At 62.1% G+C, this 12,400-nt stretch carries 10 protein-coding genes; 2 read left to right on the top strand and 8 right to left on the bottom strand.

Annotation, left to right across the window (positions count from 1 at the left end):
- Positions 1 to 23 precede the first annotated feature (23 nt).
- Complete coding sequence (locus AC097L_RS11640) at positions 24 to 491, top strand: NUDIX domain-containing protein (RefSeq protein WP_479586717.1); 468 nt, start codon at positions 24 to 26, stop codon at positions 489 to 491.
- Between the two features lie 51 nt (positions 492 to 542).
- Here the strand turns inward: AC097L_RS11640 and AC097L_RS11635 are convergent, their stop codons facing one another.
- The 7 genes from AC097L_RS11635 to AC097L_RS11605 all read right to left on the bottom strand — a co-directional run bounded on the left by AC097L_RS11635 (position 543) and on the right by AC097L_RS11605 (position 7,032).
- Complete coding sequence (locus tag AC097L_RS11635; protein WP_479586526.1) at positions 543 to 749, bottom strand: DNA gyrase inhibitor YacG; 207 nt, start codon at positions 747 to 749, stop codon at positions 543 to 545.
- On the bottom strand, positions 746 to 1,501 hold the full coding sequence (zapD, locus tag AC097L_RS11630; RefSeq protein WP_479586525.1) for a cell division protein ZapD: 756 nt from the start codon (positions 1,499 to 1,501) through the stop codon (positions 746 to 748). Before zapD ends, AC097L_RS11635 begins: the two co-directional genes overlap by 4 nt.
- Positions 1,502 to 1,522: 21 nt before the next feature.
- Positions 1,523 to 2,131: a dephospho-CoA kinase gene (gene coaE, locus AC097L_RS11625; protein WP_479586524.1), complete on the bottom strand. Its 609-nt coding sequence runs from the start codon at positions 2,129 to 2,131 to the stop codon at positions 1,523 to 1,525.
- 4 nt (positions 2,132 to 2,135) lie between these two features.
- A complete protein-coding gene (locus tag AC097L_RS11620; RefSeq protein ID WP_479586523.1) occupies positions 2,136 to 2,984 on the bottom strand; it encodes a prepilin peptidase in 849 nt (282 codons plus the stop codon).
- Entirely contained in the window at positions 2,984 to 4,201 is a 1,218-nt protein-coding gene (locus AC097L_RS11615) for a type II secretion system F family protein (RefSeq protein WP_479586522.1), read from the bottom strand. Before AC097L_RS11615 ends, AC097L_RS11620 begins: the two co-directional genes overlap by 1 nt.
- Before the next feature lie 27 nt (positions 4,202 to 4,228).
- Positions 4,229 to 5,962 carry a type IV-A pilus assembly ATPase PilB gene (gene pilB / locus AC097L_RS11610; protein ID WP_479586521.1) on the bottom strand — a complete coding sequence of 578 codons (1,734 nt, stop codon included), beginning with the start codon at positions 5,960 to 5,962 and terminating at the stop codon, positions 4,229 to 4,231.
- 71 nt (positions 5,963 to 6,033) lie between these two features.
- Entirely contained in the window at positions 6,034 to 7,032 is a 999-nt protein-coding gene (locus tag AC097L_RS11605) for an RluA family pseudouridine synthase (RefSeq protein WP_479586520.1), read from the bottom strand.
- A 558-nt stretch (positions 7,033 to 7,590) separates the two neighbouring features.
- On the opposite strand from AC097L_RS11605, the gene AC097L_RS11600 reads away from it, so the two are divergent.
- On the top strand, positions 7,591 to 10,821 hold the full coding sequence (locus AC097L_RS11600) for an Rne/Rng family ribonuclease (protein WP_479586519.1): 3,231 nt from the start codon (positions 7,591 to 7,593) through the stop codon (positions 10,819 to 10,821).
- 295 nt (positions 10,822 to 11,116) lie between these two features.
- On the opposite strand, the gene AC097L_RS11595 is transcribed toward AC097L_RS11600, so the two are convergent.
- Positions 11,117 to 12,400 carry a heme biosynthesis HemY N-terminal domain-containing protein gene (locus tag AC097L_RS11595; protein WP_479586518.1) on the bottom strand — a complete coding sequence of 428 codons (1,284 nt, stop codon included), beginning with the start codon at positions 12,398 to 12,400 and terminating at the stop codon, positions 11,117 to 11,119.

Below are 12,400 nucleotides of genomic sequence, written 5' to 3'. Positions count from 1 at the left end.
GCGCGGCGGCCATGGTTGATGCCATGACCGCCCAGCCGCTGGTTGCCGATGCCGACCGCCCCCGCGAAGGCGGGCCTGACCGTGCCATCGTGGACGTGGCCGTGGGCGTGCTGGTGCAGCCCAATGGCGATTTTTTGGTGACTTCGCGGCCCGAAGGCAAGGTCTATGCGGGCTACTGGGAATTCCCGGGCGGCAAGCTGGAACAGGGCGAAACTGTGGAGCAAGCCCTGCGCCGCGAGTTGGAGGAAGAACTCGGCATTACCATCGGTCCCGCCCAGCCGTGGAAGGTGGAACTGGTGGACTATCCGCACTCTTTGGTGCGGCTGCATTTCTGCAAGGTGTTTACTTGGAGCGGCGCGCTGGAGATGCGCGAAGGCCAGACCTCGGCGTGGCAGTCTTTGCCGCTGCAAGTCGGCCCGGTACTGCCGGGAACCGTGCCGGTGCTGGGTTGGCTGGCTGCAGAGCGCAATTTCGCGGGTGCTACATATTAAGTAGCTACTAGTGAAGGCGCTACCTACGCTAGAGCCTGTTTTTATATAAACCTATTGCAGGCGTGCATCACCAAATACCTGGTCATCTGGCGGCGCGTCGGCGGGCAGGCTGAAACTGGCACTGGCCCAGGCGCCGAAGTCGATGTTTTTGCAGCGTTCACTACAAAACGGGCGGAAGGCGTTGCTCGGGGCAAACAGGCTTTTGCCTTTACAAGTGGGGCAGGCGACCCATTTTTGCGGTGTGTCTGCCATGTTCATGCACAGAGTGTGAGTTCAAAAGAAGCATCCTCGCTGCAAGCATGCAGGCGGTCGTCGGCCCCGTGGCGCATCATGCGCACCGACACCATCAGGCGGTTGCCGCTGATCTCGGGAATCAAGTCCAGGTCCGGGTCGATGCGCAGGCGCAGCAGCTGATAGGTACGACCTTGCGGCAGGTTTTGCTGGAACTGGCCACCGGGGGCGATGACCTTTTGCGGCGCGCCTGAGTCGCGCAGCATCTTCAGCAGGTGGTGGATGGATTCGGCCAGCGGGGCCAGGGTGGAAGCCCATTGCTCAACCGCGTGGCGGCGCACTTCGGCGGGTTTGTGCTGCCAGGCGGCGTAGGCGGGCAGGTCAAAGCCGCAGGTGCCGCCAGGGATGCCCACGCGGCTGCGCAGGCCCATCAGCCAGTCGTTTTCGGTCAGCGCGTGGCCGGCCTTGCCAGGTTGCTCGTGCAGGGCGGTGTAGCAGCGGTCGAGCTGGGCGATGACATCGTTCAGCACCTCTTCGGCAATCGACGGGTTGCCCCGGTAGCCGTTGAGGACCACTTTTTGCTTCTCCAGGTCGCGCATTACATCGGATTTGAGGTCGGCGCGGGCCGCCACGTCCATCACTTCAAAGATGGTGGTTAGCGCGTAATGGTGGTCCAGCGGATGGCTGCGGGGCACAAGTTCCCCCAAGCGCCGAAACAGGTGCTCCAGCCGCAAATAGGTGCGGATACGTTCGTTAAAGGGGTATTCGTAGAGGATCACGCGGTTTTTCCAGTGGCGGCATCATAGCCCGAACAGGGGGGCGATTTTTTCCACCTCCAGGCGCAACTGCTCCAGCGTCAGGCCTTCGTTGAGGATGACCACGTCCGCCACCGCCAGGCGCTGGGCTCGGCTGGCCTGGGTCTGGATGATGGCGCGCACTGCCGCCTCTGCCATGCCGTTGCGGGCCATGGCGCGGGCCACCTGGGTGTCTACCGTGCAGTCCACCACCAGCACTTGGTCCAGCCGGTTTTTCCAGTGGTCGGACTCAACCAGCAAGGGGATGTCGAACACCACGCAGCGGGCACCTTGGGCGAGGGCCCGCTGGAATTGCGTCTCGATTTTCTGGCCGACCAGGGGGTGGACAATGGCTTCCAGGCGCTTTTTCGCGCCGGGGTCGGTAAAGACGAGGCTGCGCATGCGCTCCCGGTCCATCGCACCTTCGGCGGTGATGGCATCGTCACCAAAAGCGGCGCGGATGGCCGAAATAGCCGTACCCTTAGCGGCCGTGGTTTGGCGCGAAATTGCATCTGCATCAATAATGATAGCGCCTCGTGCTTGCAGCATCTGCGCTACCGTACTTTTTCCACTGCCAATGCCGCCGGTGAGCCCAAGCCGAAGGCAGTGCGGCATGGCCTTACAAACCGACAAAATGCAGGATGGCGTTAGGCCCAAAGACCATGGCGGTCAGGCCGGCCCCGGCCAAGAAGGGGCCAAACGGAATGTAACCGCCTTCGCGCAACCCGCTGCTGAACTTCATGGCAACGCCAACGATAGCGCCGATCACCGAGGCCATCAAAATCATCGGCACCAGCGCTTCCCAGCCAAACCAGGCACCCAGCGCGGCAAACAACTTGAAGTCGCCATAACCCATGCCCTCCTTGCCGGTGAGCAGCTTGAAGAGCCAGTAAATCGTCCACAGCGACAGGTAGCCCGCCACGGCGCCCCACAAGGCGGCAAACAAGGGCACGCCGGTCCAGTGCAGCGACGAGGCGATCAGCCCGGCCCATAGCAGCGGCAGGGTGATGTCGTCGGGCAGCAGGGTGGTGTCCCAGTCGATCAGGGCCAGACTCAGCAGCGCAGCCGCAAAACCGCACCAGGCCAGGCCGGTAAGCGTAGGCCCCCAGGTCCAGATGCAAAAGAAGAACAGGGCGGCGGTGGCGATTTCAACTGCCGGATAGCGCGGATTGATGGCTGCACGGCAGGCCGAGCACTTGCCGCGCAGGGCCAGGTAGCTGGCTACGGGGATGTTTTCAAACCAGCGAATTTGGTGGCCGCAGTGCGGGCAACACGAGCGAGGCACCACCAAGTTGAATGGTTCGGCGGCAGGGGCGGCGGGCTCGCTTCCCTGCATCTCGGCGTAATCTGCCGCCCATTGCCGCTCCATGATTTTGGGCATGCGGTAGACCACCACATTCAGAAAACTGCCCAGCATCAGCCCAAACAAACCACCTAGCAGGGCGGCCACCCATTGCATTTCCGGCATCAGACGACTTGGCCCAGCTTGAAAATCGGCAGGTACATCGACACCACGATGCCACCAATGATGGTGCCCAGAAACACGATGATGATGGGCTCCATCAGGCTGGACAGCCCGGCTACCATGTCGTCTACCTCGGCTTCATAGAAGTCGGCCGCCTTGCCCAGCATGTGGTCGATGGAGCCGGATTCTTCGCCGATGGAGCACATTTGCAGCACCATGGACGGGAAGATTTTGGCGTTGCCCATGGCCGTGGTAAGGCTGGTGCCGGTGGAGACTTCTTGCTGGATTTTGTCGGTGGCGAGCTGAAATACCGAGTTGCCTGAAGCGCCGCCCACCGAATCCAGTGCTTCCACCAGCGGTACGCCCGCAGCAAACATGGTGGACAGGGTGCGGGTCCAGCGGGCAATACAGGATTTTTCCACCAGGGCACCAAATACCGGCAACTTGAGCATCACCCTGTCCATCACCTGCTGCATCTTGATATTGCGTTGCCAGGCCTGCATGAAAAAGTACAACCCACCGCCAATGCCACCAAAAATGAGCCACCAGTATTTGACAAAAACCTCGCTGATCGCAATGATAAAAAGTGTAGGGGCGGGCAGGTCTGCACCAAAGCTACTGAACACCTCCTTGAAGGCTGGAATCACAAAAATCATGATCACCGCCACCACCACAAACGCCACCACCACCACCGAGATCGGGTACATCAGGGCCGATTTGATCTTGGACTTGATGGCCTCGGTCTTTTCCATGTAGATGGCCAAGCGGTCCAGCAAAGCTTCCAAGATACCTGCGGCTTCACCCGCTTCGACCAGGTTGCAGTAGAGGCTATTGAAGTACAGCGGAAATTTGCGAAAGGCCGCACTCAAGGAGCTGCCGGTTTCCACATCCTGGCGGATGTCGTTGAGCAACTTGGTGACGCTGGCATTGGCGTTGCCGCGCCCCACAATATCAAAAGCCTGCAAAAGCGGCACACCGGCCTTCATCATGGTGGCGAGCTGGCGGGTAAAGATGGCAATGTCTTTGGGCTTGATGCGCTTGCCCGAACTCATGCGGCGTTTTTTGATTTTGGTGGGGAACACCCCCTGGCGGCGCAGAGACGCTGTTACCTGGTTGACGCCGGAGGCACGGGTTTCGCCGCGTACCTGCTTGCCATTGCGGTCCTTGCCCTCCCATTCGAAAACAAATTCTTTGACGTCTCTGGACGATGCTGTTGCCATGGAGTGCCTTAATGCGACTATTTGCGTCTATTCATTGCTCACGGCGAGCACTTCTTCCAGCGAGGTCATGCCCAGCTTTACCTTGTGCAAGCCGGCTTGGCGCAAGGTGCGAACCCCTTCGCTCTTGGCTTGTTCGGCAATGTCCAGCGCACTGCCGTCGCGCAAAATAATGCGCTGGATTTCTTCAGAGATCGGCATCACCTGGTAGATGCCGACCCGGCCTTTGTAGCCGTTGTTGCAGGCGTTGCAGCCCACTGGGCCGTAGGGTTTCCACGAGCCGTCCAATTCCTCGGGCTTGTAACCCGATTCCAGCAAAGTCTTTTGCGGAATATCGATCAGGGTCTTGCATGCGGGACACAGCCGCCGCGCCAAACGCTGGGCCGTGATCAGAATCACGCTGGAGGCAATATTGAACGGTGCAATACCCATGTTGCGCATACGCGTCAGGGTGGTAGGCGCATCGTTGGTATGCAGGGTGGATAAGACCAAGTGGCCGGTTTGCGCGGCCTTGATGGAGATGTCGGCGGTTTCCAGGTCGCGGATTTCGCCCACCATGATGATGTCCGGGTCCTGGCGCAGAAACGATTTCAGAGCCACGGCAAAAGTCATGCCCGCTTTTTCATTCACATTGACCTGGTTCACACCCGGCAGGTTGATTTCGGACGGATCTTCGGCCGTGGCGATGTTCACGCCGGGTTTGTTCAGCAGGTTCAAGAAGGTGTACAGCGACACGGTTTTGCCAGAACCCGTGGGGCCGGTCACCAGCACCATGCCGTAGGGGCGGCCAATGGCCTGCATCACCCGTTCTTTTTCTTCGGGCTCGTAGCCGAGCGCATCAATGCCCAGCTTGGCGCTGCTCGGGTCCAAAATCCGGATCACGATCTTTTCGCCAAAAAGTGTGGGCAGGGTGCTAACCCGGAAGTCGATCACCCGGTCGGGGCCGATCTTGAGCTTCATCTTGCCGTCTTGCGGCACACGCTTTTCTGAAATGTCCAGGCGCGAGATCACCTTGATGCGCGAGGCCAGCTTGTCTTTGATCGCCACCGGCGGCGAGGCGATTTCGCGCAATTCGCCGTCAATCCGAAATCGCACACGGTAGTTGTGCTCGTAGGGCTCAAAGTGCAAATCAGATGCGCGCATGCCGTAGGCATCGAGCAGCATTTTGTGCAAAAACTTGACGACCGGGGCATCTTCCACCTCGGCCATATTGATTTCAGCGGCCTCGACCTGGCCACCGAGGGCCGTATCGTCAAAGTCGAAATCACTGCCAATAATGTTGTCCATCGCCTCGCCCGCGGTGACGGCATTGGCATCCACCATCCGCGACAGCTTGTCGTATTCGGCAATGATCCAGTCCACACCTAACTGGGTGGAGAACTTGATTTTTTCGGCAGCTTCCTGGTCCGAGGGGTCGGCGGTGGCCACGATCAGCCGGTTGCTGCGTTTGCTCAGCACGACCACACGGTAGGCTTGGCAAATTTTGACATCCAGCAAGTCTTTGGGCAGGCGGTGTCGGTCTACTGCATCCATGTCCAGCAGTGGGGCCGCAAACGCGGTGGACATGGTGTGGGCCAGGTCCGATGCAGACACGGCACCAGAGGCCATGACTTCGACCATGAAGCTGGTGCGGTTAGTCTGGGCTTTGCGGTAGATGTCTTCGGCTGCACGTTGGCCGAGTTTGCCGGCAGATATCAGAACCCTTCCCAGGCCGGGAAGCGCTACAGAAGAGGTTTCTTTGGTGAAGGGTTCAACAGCTGCCATAAGCCCAAAATGTAGCAGGTAGCAAAAGGTAACGGGATCATCACCGATTCAGGGTGGGCTGTAAACCGGCATCAGCGGTTGGCGGGTACGGTTTTCGCTGGTAAAAACTGCTGTAACTCGTCTGGCAAAGCCGCATTGAGGACAACAGTTTCGCCGCTGGCGGGGTGGCTCAACTGCAAACGCCAGGCATGCAAAAACATGCGCTTGAGCCCCTGTTTCACCAAGGCCTTGTTGGCCTCGAAATCCCCGTATTTATCGTCTCCGGCAATCGGGAAGCCTTCGGATGCCAGGTGCACGCGGATCTGGTGGGTGCGGCCGGTTTTGATGGTCACCTCCAGCAGGCTAAAAGCTTCGAAATGCTGCGCCACCTTGACCAGTGTCAGCGAGCGCATGCCATCTGGGTCGTCCCGGGCCACTACCTTGACGCGGCGCTCGCCATTGGGCAGCAGGTATTTGTGTAAAGACTTGTCCAGAACCTTTTTATTGGCGGGCCACTGGCCGATCACCAGCGCCAGGTAGGTCTTGCCGGTTTCCCGGTCGCGGAACTGGTCTTGTACGTTTTTGAGTGCGCTGCGCTTTTTGGCCAGCAGCAGAATGCCCGAGGTTTCGCGGTCCAGCCGGTGCACCAGTTCTAGAAACGGGGCTTTCGGGCGGGCCATGCGCAGTTGCTCGATCACGCCAAAGCTCACGCCACTGCCGCCGTGCACCGCCACGCCCGCCGGCTTGTCGATGGCCAGCAGGTGCTCGTCTTCCAGCAGGATGGGGAATTCGCGCGCCGGGGCGGGCGAGGCGGCCATGGCTTCGGCTTTTTCGGCCACACGCTCGGAAATGCGGGTCGGCGGCAGGCGCACCACGTCGCCGCCGTTGACGCGGGTGTCGGCGGATGCGCGGCCTTTGTTGACCCGTACTTCACCACTGCGGATGATGCGGTAGACATGGGTTTTGGGCACACCTTTGAGGTGGCGCATGAGGAAATTGTCCAGCCGTTGCCCGGCATCGTCGGGGTCCACCGTAATGAATTTGACTTCTGGCATGGGGGGTGGGTTGTTAGCCCCTATAATATTTTTCACCAGCGTCGTGCCGTAAGTGCTTGATTCACCACAGTTTAGAGCATTGCATCTACGCCGCTGCGAAGTCGATGCCACCCAAGGCGATCTGCTGCCAACCCGAGCAACCCAGGCTCCGTTGGCAGCATAAGTTGATGGGGCGGGCTGACGCGATGGAAACTACATACGGAATACACCTCACTTGCCAACCTGTGCCGAAGGCGCATGTTGTGCAACGGATCGAAGCGAGAACTCTTGTGTTGATGGCGATACTTCAAACCTGCTGGCGGTGGCTCATGGCTCCGGCTATGGCCCCGGTTTTTGGCATGGAATCGCCCCTGGCGCACATCTACTGTGCGCAAGCAGCTATTAAATCAATAGCTATTCAAACCAGCACACCCCTTCCCGCTTCCCTCCACTTTCCCCCACTGTCACCCTGTGAGCTCCGGCTTACCTAGTGCAGTCTTGGGTCATTCCGGCTGTTTCCGCGCGTTGGTTCAGGCATCAATAGGCCCGATTTGGGCCGTATTGAATTGAAGAACATTTCTGGACCCTTGCTGGTCCAGTCAAAGGAAGCGCACCATGAAACGGATGCTGATTAACGCAACCCAGTCGGAAGAACGTCGGCTGGCGATTGTGGACGGGCAAAAACTGCTCGACTACGAAATTGAAATCGAGGGGCGCGAACAGCGCAAGGGCAACATCTATAAGGCCGTCGTTACCCGCGTCGAGCCTTCGCTGGAAGCCTGCTTCGTTGACTATGGCGAAGACCGCCACGGCTTTTTGCCGTTTAAGGAAATCTCCAAGCAATACTTCGCCCAGGGCGTGTCTGCCAGCCAAGCCCGCATCCAGGATGCCATCCGCGAAGGCCAGGAACTGCTGGTCCAGGTAGAAAAAGAAGAGCGCGGCAACAAGGGTGCTGCCCTGACGACCTTTGTGTCGCTGGCGGGCCGCTATGTGGTACTGATGCCCAACAACCCCCGCGGCGGTGGCGTATCGCGCCGCATCGAAGGCGACGACCGGGCCGAGCTCAAGGAAGCCATGGACCAGTTGGAATACCCCAACGGCTCCAGCATCATTGCCCGCACCGCCGGTATCGGCCGCAGCGCACCCGAACTGCAATGGGACCTGAACTACCTGCTCAAGCTCTGGACCGCCATCGACGGCGCAGGCAAGCAGGGCAAGGGCGCTTTCCTGATTTACCAGGAATCCAGCCTGGTGATCCGCGCCATCCGCGACTACTTCAACACCGACATCGGCGACATCCTGATCGACACCGACGACGTGTACGAGCAGGCCCAGCAGTTCATGGCCCACGTGATGCCCGAGCACGCCGCCCGTGTGAAGCGCTACCGCGACGACGCGCCGCTGTTCAGCCGCTTCCAGATCGAGCACCAGATCGAATCGGCCTACGCCCGCACCGTGCAACTGCCCTCGGGCGGTGCCATCGTGATCGACCACACCGAAGCCCTGGTCTCGGTGGACGTCAACTCCGCCCGCTCCATCCGCGGCGGCGACATTGAAGAAACCGCCACCCGCACCAACCTGGAAGCCGCCGAAGAAGTGGCCCGCCAGATGCGCCTGCGCGACCTGGGCGGCCTGATCGTGATCGACTTTATCGACATGGAAGAGTCCCGCAACCGCCGCGACGTGGAAAACCGCCTGCGCGACGCGCTGCGCCAAGACCGCGCCCGTGTGCAGTTCGGCACCATCAGCAAGTTTGGCCTGATGGAAATGAGTCGCCAGCGCCTGCGCCCGGCGCTCAGCGAAGGTGCTTCGATTCCCTGCCCACGCTGCGGTGGTTCCGGCCACATCCGCGACACCGAATCCAGCGCGTTGCAAATTCTGCGCATCATCCAGGAAGAGTCGCTCAAGGACAACACCGCCTCGGTCATGTGCCAGGTGCCGGTGGACGTGGCTTCGTTCCTGCTGAACGAGAAGCGCACCGAGATCGCCAAGATCGAGCTGAAACAGCGCATCAACGTGCTGATGGTGCCCAACAAAACGCTGGAAACGCCTAACTACAAGCTGGAGCGCCTGAAGCACGACGATCCGCGCCTGGACCACATCGAAGCCAGCTACAAAATGGCCGACGTGGTGGAAGATGCCACCTCGGTCACGCGCCGTTCGCAAGAGCCCACCAACAAGCAAACCCCGGTGATCAAGGGCGTGCTGCCCGATGCACCCGCGCCCCAGGCTGTGCCCAAGGCCGTGGCCCCGGCACCTGTGGTGGCACCGGTTGCAGCGCCTGCACCGGTGGCCGCACCGGTAGAAACCGGCTTCTTCGGCTGGTTGAAAAACCTGTTTGGTGCTGCGCCAGCGCCTGTGGTGGTGGCTCCGCCTGCCCCCGCACCAGCGTCTGCCACCGGCAAGTCTGACGACAAGCGCGAACCCCGCAACCCGCGTGGTGACGGTGCCAGCCGTGGTGGCCGCAATGGCCGAGGCGGACGCGATGAAGCGCCCGAAGGCCGTGCGGAACGTGGTGAAGGCCAGGGCCGCAACCGGGGCCCCCGCAACGCCGAAGGCCGCGAATCCCGCGAGCCCCGTGAAGGCCAGGAAGCCCGTCCAGAACGTGCTCCGCGCAATGCGGCAGACCGTCCAGAGCGCGCCGAGCGCCCAGACCGCAACGACGCACCGCGCGCCGACGGCGAAGCCGCCGGCCGTGGCAGCCGTGGTGGCCGTGGCCGTGGCGAGCGCACCCAGGGTCCGCGTGAGCGCTCCGAAGTGGATGCCCAGGCCGCCCAGTTCGGTGAGGGCGTGGTGAACGAAGCTGCTGGCAACGTCGAAGTCGGTGGTGCTGAGCGCGCCCCCCGCAACGCCGGAGAGCGTGGAGAACGCAGCCCACGTGGTGGCCGTGGAGGCCGTGGCCCGCGTGAAGACGGTGCCCCCGCCCAAGGCCGTGACCGCCAGGACGAGCCCCGTCCCGACCTGCGCGAACCCCGTGAACCCCAGCTGGATGCCAACGGTGAACCCGTGGCCGAAGCCGCCCGTGCCCCCCGCCCCGAGCGCGAACCGCGTGCCGAACGTGAGCCCCGCCCAGAGCGGGAATCTCGTGAACCCCGTGAACCGCGCGCTGACCGCGAACCCCGTGCCGAGCGCGAGACCCGCATGGACCGCGAGCCCGCCGAGCGCCCAGAGCGCCCGTCGTACTTCGCAGCGGCCCAGGCAGCAGCAGAAGCCAGTGCCGCCTTGCCGGTAGCGGAGCAGGCAGATGTTGCTGCCGAGCGCAGCGATGAAGCCCGTCCTGAAGGTGAAGAGCCCCAGCGCCGCGAAAAGCGTTCCCGCGACCGCTATGGCCGCGACCGCAAGGACCGTGCGCCACGTGACAACGCCGGTGAACCCGCCGCCTTTGTGCCCAACCCCGTGGAGTCGGTCGAGTCGGATACACAGCCGCAAGCCGAATCCCTGGTGGAGCGCGCTGCAGCGGTGGTGGCGGAGCCGGTTGCGGCACCCACGCCGGTGCCAGCAACCGCGCCGGTACATACCGCTGCCGTGGCGGCCGAAGTCGCCGCACCTGCTGTGGTAGCCCCTGTGGCGGCACCGGTGGCTGCAATAGTGTCTGCACCGGTGGTGGCTCCCAAGCCCGTGTTTGCCCTGCCGACTGCCGAGCTGGACCAACTGGCCCAGAGCTCCGGTCTGCAGTGGGTAGGCACCAGCCCCGAACGCGCCGCAGCCGTCCAGGCCGCCATCGCCGCCGAGCCCATCGTGGCCCACGTGCCCCGTGTGCGTCCTGCGGTAGCCCCGGTCCAGGCCGAACCCCTGGTGATGGTGGAAACCAAACGCGACCTGGGCAAGATGGATTTGCCGTTCTAAGCCGCTGACCCGGCCATCAAAAAATGGACCTTCGGGTCCATTTCTTTTGGTGGTTTCGGGTTGCTATTTGCTATATTTTTTAACTATGATTTTTGTAGCTAATAGCGTATATAAATATTGCGCTTGAGCTTTATTTCAGTCTATAAAAATTAGCCAAAATCCAAAGAATTAAACAGGGTGGGAGGCGGAACGCACGCCTTTCAGAAACACCGCAGAGCTGGCTCTGCCAGGCTGCTGGTGTTGCCCCCTGCAAGGGGGCTGGCGGAAACACGAAGTGTGTAGCCTGGGGGTGTTCCTACAGCCCTGCAACTTGCCGGTAAGCGGCTTGCGCAGCCGCGGTGTCACCGCGTTGCTCTGCCAGGTCGGCCAGGGCGCGCCAGGCGCTGCGTTGCAGGCCGCTGTCTTCCAGTTGGTGGACCGATTGCGACAGCAGTTGCTGGGCCTTGCCCCAGAGCTGGTGGCGCAGGCAGGCCATGCCGGCCAGGTACTGCAGCCGGGCATCGCGGGGGTTGCGTTGCTGGGCGGCTTCGATGCGGTGCAGCCAGGGCAGATCGGCGGGGCTGTCGGTGGCGGAGAAGCCAGCCTCCAGTGCCCGGACCAGCTTGGTGCCAAACGCGTGTTCCTGCTCGGGGTGGGCCACCATCTGTTCCCAGATGGGCAGCAGCCATAGGCGGGCGGTGGCAGTGTCGCCCTGCAGGGTCGCCAGGCGCTGGGCGGCCTGGATGGCCACGTCGGGCACCAGGCGCTCGGCCGGGTCCAGCTCGGCCCAGGCGCGTTGCAACTGGGCCGGGTCGTGTGCGGTGGCCAGCAGCTCCAGTGCCAGACCGCGCAGAATGCTTTGTGCGGCGGCGGGCGAGAAGGCCCGGTGCTTGGCCAGCAAGCGGGCGGTTTCCAGTGCGGGCAGGGTTTGGCGCGCCAGCCGGGTGGCTTTGAGACGTACCCGCAGGGCCAGGGTACGGCGGGCCGCGCCTTGGGGCAGGGCATCGAGCCACTGCATGGCGGCATCGGCATCGCGGTCGGCCAGGGCCCAGTGGGCGGCGCGCAACTGGATGCCTTCGCGGGTTTCCTGGGTTTCCAGAGTGTTGCGCTGGGCGGTGCTGTCCAGGGCCTGCTGCAGATGGTTGTCGCGGGTGGCTTTGTCTTGGAGCGAGTGGCCGCTTTCGGCGGTGACCAGGTGGGCCAGGGCGCGCAGTTTGTCGCCGTGGGCCAGGGGGTGGCCGCTGGCCAGCAGGGCCTGCTCTTGGCGCAGGGCTACTTCGGCGGCCTTGCGGGCGCGCAGAAAGCGCCCGGCCAGCAGGTGCGAAAAAGCGTCCAGCAGCGCAGAGTGGGTGGCCCGTTCCTTTTGCTGCAGCCGCCAGCGCTGGGCCTGCTGCGGCATGGCAAACAGGGCCGACAAGGCTTTCAAGGCGTAGTGCAAGACGATGAAGCTGGCCACAGCGAGCAGCAGCACCAGGTTCAGCGAAAGATCAACCCGGTACGGCGGCCAGAACACGGTGACTGTGCTCTGGTTGTTACCTGCCAGCAGGGCCACCGCCACCGCCACGCCAAACAGGGCCAGAAGCCAGGTGATTGCACGCAT

It is taken from the genome of Rhodoferax sp. RT5P35, assembly GCF_056521385.1.
The sequence above is the reverse complement of the archived record's forward strand: the minus strand, read 5'-3'. Positions and strand labels throughout refer to the sequence as shown.

Excerpts from the sequence above, each read along its gene's own strand:
- AC097L_RS11640 (WP_479586717.1), top strand. The coding sequence starts at position 24 with ATGACCGCCCAGCCGCTGGTTGCCGATGCCGACCGCCCCCGCGAAGGC.
- AC097L_RS11635 (WP_479586526.1), bottom strand. The coding sequence starts at position 749 with ATGAACATGGCAGACACACCGCAAAAATGGGTCGCCTGCCCCACTTGT.
- coaE (WP_479586524.1), bottom strand. The coding sequence starts at position 2,131 with ATGCCGCACTGCCTTCGGCTTGGGCTCACCGGCGGCATTGGCAGTGGA.
- AC097L_RS11620 (WP_479586523.1), bottom strand. The coding sequence starts at position 2,984 with ATGCCGGAAATGCAATGGGTGGCCGCCCTGCTAGGTGGTTTGTTTGGG.
- AC097L_RS11615 (WP_479586522.1), bottom strand. The coding sequence starts at position 4,201 with ATGGCAACAGCATCGTCCAGAGACGTCAAAGAATTTGTTTTCGAATGG.
- pilB (WP_479586521.1), bottom strand. The coding sequence starts at position 5,962 with ATGGCAGCTGTTGAACCCTTCACCAAAGAAACCTCTTCTGTAGCGCTT.
- AC097L_RS11600 (WP_479586519.1), top strand. The coding sequence starts at position 7,591 with ATGAAACGGATGCTGATTAACGCAACCCAGTCGGAAGAACGTCGGCTG.
- AC097L_RS11595 (WP_479586518.1), bottom strand. The coding sequence starts at position 12,400 with ATGCGTGCAATCACCTGGCTTCTGGCCCTGTTTGGCGTGGCGGTGGCG.